A 3,210-nucleotide genomic window follows, 5' to 3' on the forward strand; every position below is an offset into this window, starting at 1 on the left:
GAGTTGAGCAGCGATCCCAGCGGTTTTGCAAGCCCGCCGGCGATCAAGCCGGTGCGGCGTGTCGTTGCGGCAACTATTGCGGGAAATCGTTCAAATTCGCTGCTTTGGATTGGCGAATTGGTCAAGGTGTGTGTGTTAGCCCGTGCATCTGCCATTAAAAAGATGAAAAACAATCAGGCAGGCAGGTTAGGGGCAATCAAAGGGGTTTGATCGCATGAAAAAGACAGTTCTCATGGCAACCATGTTTGTTGCAATGCTGTTCGGTGCTTCGGGGCAGGGCTGGGCAGCCAGCCTCGTTGCAAATATAGACGTGTCGTCGCAGACGATGACCGTCAGATATGGCGCGTCGGTTTACCGGTGGAGTGTCTCCACCGCCCGCACCGGCTATTTCACGCCGCGCGGCACCTATCGGCCGCAGCGCACGGCCAGGATGTGGTATTCGCGCAAATACCATATGTCGCCGATGCCCTATTCGGTGTTCTTCCATGGCGGCTATGCCATCCATGGAACCGGCGCCGTCAGGCAGCTCGGCCGCCCGGCGTCGCATGGCTGCGTGAGGCTGCACACGGCCAATGCCGCCACGTTCTATTCGATGGTGCGGGAAGTGGGTTTCGGCAACACGCGCATTGTCGTCACCAACTAAGGCGGGTTCAGGTTCGCTGTTGTCTGCTGGCGCTGGGCTAACCCCACGCCAGCAGCTCTGCCTAAGCGTTTGGGACCGCCTTTGCCTGCGGTCGCTTTCGACGCCCGCCGCTGATCTCCCACCTTTTGTGGAACCACATCCACTGGCCGGGATCTTCTCGCACCCAGCGCTCGACGACGTCGTTGAGACGCTGGGTGGTGGCACGGACATCGACGCTGCCGTCAGCGGTGCGCGGCAAGGTCAACTTGTCCTCGATTTCGAGCCGGAAGCGGTTGCCCGGCAGCCTGACGCAGCGCGCCGGATAGACGTCGCAATCGTAGTGGCGGGCAAGGGTGGCCAGCACGCGATTGCTCTGGCAGGGACGGCCGAAGAATGTCGTCTCCAGTCCATTGGAGAATTTCTGGTCGACAAGGATGCCGATGTTGCCGCCGTTCTCCAGAACCCCGGCCAGGGCGAATGACGCGCCCGCCATGGATGGCAGCAACGAGCCCATGGTCGAGCGGCGCGTCGAGAGGATGTAGTCGGCGAGATAGGGATTGTTAGGCGGGCGAAACAGCGCAGTGATGTTCATGCCGAAAGTCGCGGCCGCCACCGGCAGCAATTCGAAATTGCCGAGATGACCGGTGAAGACGATGTGCGGCTTCTCTTCGCTGGCTATTTCGACGAAGTGGTCAGCTCCCTTGACCTCGACGCGGCCGGGCTCGCTGGCTGCGGGGTCGTAGTCGAAGAGGGCGTCGAGAAAGATGTATTCGGCGGCAAGGCGAGCCATGTTGCCCCACATGTCGGAGGCGATCGCCTGGATTTCGGCTTCGCTCTTTTCCGGATAGGCCTTGCGCAGATTGTCGACGGCGACCTGATGGCGTCCCACCCGGGGGCCGACCAGGCGTGCGACGCGGTCGGCGAAATTCAGCGCACTGTCGGCCGGCAGCAGGCGCAGGACCGAGATGATCATCATCGCTGCCCGCGCCACCAGCCAGTAATTGAGCTGGCGCAGTTGCCTGCCGTAACGAAATTTGAGGTCCCGGCGGAACTTCTTGAATACAGAGGTCAAGGCTCTAGCCGACGCGCAGGATGATCTTGCCGAAAACGTCGCGGCCTTCCATGCGCTTCAGCGCGGCGTCGATACCGTCGAAGCCGACTTCGGTGTCGATGACGGGTGCGACCTGTCCCGCCGCCATTTTCTGCATGGCGTTGGCCATGTTTTCCATGCGGCAGCCAAAGGAGCCAAGCAGTTTCAATTGCTGCTGGAACAGCTGCATCAAATTGATCTGCGTCGACACGCCGGAGGTCGAACCGCAGGTCACCAGGCGGCCGCCACGCTTCAGGCACAGCATCGAGGCGGCGAATGTGTCGGCGCCGACATGTTCAAAGACGACGTCGACGCCCTTCTTCTTGGTCAGCTTGCGCACGACGCCCTCGAAACGGTCGTCGCGGTAGTTGATGACATGGTCGGCGCCGAGCGCCTTGGCCTTGTCGATCTTGTCGTTGGAGCCGACCGTAGTGATGATCGTGCAACCCATCCGCTTGGCCAACTGGATGGCCGCCGAGCCGATGCCGGATCCGCCGGCATGGATAAGGATGGTTTCGCCGGGTTGAAGCCTGGCGTTGTCGAACAGCATGTGCTCGACGGTGCCGAAGGTGACGGGCGCCACCGCCGCCCCGATGTCGGTCACGCCGGGCGGGGCAGGGACCAGCAGGCGGGCCGGCAGGTTGATCTTCTCCTGCGCGAAACCGTCGAGATGGAAACCGTGCACGCCCGAAACATGTTCGCAGAGGTTGTCGCGGCCTTCGCGGCAGGCTCGGCAGAGGCCGCAGGTGCGCGCGCCATAGATCGACACCAATTGTCCGGGCAGCAGGCTGGAAACGCCGGGGCCAACCGCCTCGACCTCGCCGGAGGCCTCCGCGCCGACGACCAGCGGCAGCTTGCGCTTGGCGAAGGCCATGCCGCGCCAGCCCCAGACGTCGATATGGTTCAGCGCTACTGCCTTGATGCGCAGCGTGACTTCGCCGAGTGCCGGCGGTGGAGGAGGCGGCAGGTCCACCGTCTCAAGACGGCGGTCCTCTATAAGTTGCAATGCGCGCATGGGGCCTGTCGGTTCAGTCTGGCTGAAAAAGGTCGCTTAGACCGGTTCCCGCGCCATGACAAGGCAAGTGTTCTGGCCGCCGAAGCCGAAGGAGCTCGACAGAACGGTGCGGACCTCGGCGTTGCGCTTCTTGTTCGGCACCACGTCGAGCACGATCGCGGGGTCGGGATTGTCATAGTTGATGGTCGGCGGAATGACGCTTTCGCGCATCGTCATCAGCGAGAAAGCCGCCTCGACAGCGCCCGCCGCCGACAGCGTGTGACCGATCATCGATTTGTTCGACGAGACCGGCATAGAGCCGATCCGCTCGCCGAACACCGTCGACAGCGCCAGATGCTCCATCTTGTCGTTTTCGGGCGTCGAGGTGCCGTGGGCATTGACGTAGTCGATCTCGTCTTCACCCAGTCCGGCATCGACGAGGGCGGCGCGGACCGCGGCGATGGCCGGTGAAGCGTCCGGTTTGGAGCGGGTGCGGTGGAAGTC

Annotated in this window: 4 protein-coding genes and 1 pseudogene; 2 read left to right on the forward strand and 3 right to left on the reverse strand. The window is 62.6% G+C overall.

Annotated features, from left to right (window positions below; genetic code table 11):
• A partial coding sequence (locus tag EN994_RS35455) for a hypothetical protein (protein WP_164746131.1) occupies nt 1-210 on the forward strand: 210 nt, incomplete at its 5' end.
• A gap of 4 nt (nt 211-214) precedes the next feature.
• Nucleotides 215-643 carry a L,D-transpeptidase gene (locus EN994_RS24200; protein WP_013531220.1) on the forward strand — a complete coding sequence of 143 codons (429 nt, stop codon included), beginning with the start codon at nt 215-217 and terminating at the stop codon, nt 641-643.
• A gap of 61 nt (nt 644-704) precedes the next feature.
• On the opposite strand, the gene EN994_RS24205 is transcribed toward EN994_RS24200, so the two are convergent.
• From EN994_RS24205 to EN994_RS24215, 3 genes and pseudogenes are all read right to left on the reverse strand, one after another.
• The gene (locus EN994_RS24205; RefSeq protein ID WP_027160475.1) at nt 705-1,694 is read right to left on the reverse strand and encodes a lipid A biosynthesis lauroyl acyltransferase; all 990 of its coding nucleotides are present in this window, start codon (nt 1,692-1,694) and stop codon (nt 705-707) included.
• Nucleotides 1,695-1,698: 4 nt separating this feature from the next.
• Nucleotides 1,699-2,727: a zinc-binding dehydrogenase gene (locus tag EN994_RS24210; RefSeq protein WP_013531222.1), complete on the reverse strand. Its 1,029-nt coding sequence runs from the start codon at nt 2,725-2,727 to the stop codon at nt 1,699-1,701.
• Nucleotides 2,728-2,763: 36 nt separating this feature from the next.
• A pseudogene (locus EN994_RS24215) lies at nt 2,764-3,210 on the reverse strand (beta-ketoacyl-ACP synthase); the annotation flags it as partial.

Source organism: Mesorhizobium sp. M7A.F.Ca.CA.002.09.1.1, from assembly GCF_003998555.1.
In the GTDB taxonomy this organism is placed as follows: Bacteria; Pseudomonadota; Alphaproteobacteria; order Rhizobiales; family Rhizobiaceae; genus Mesorhizobium; species Mesorhizobium ciceri.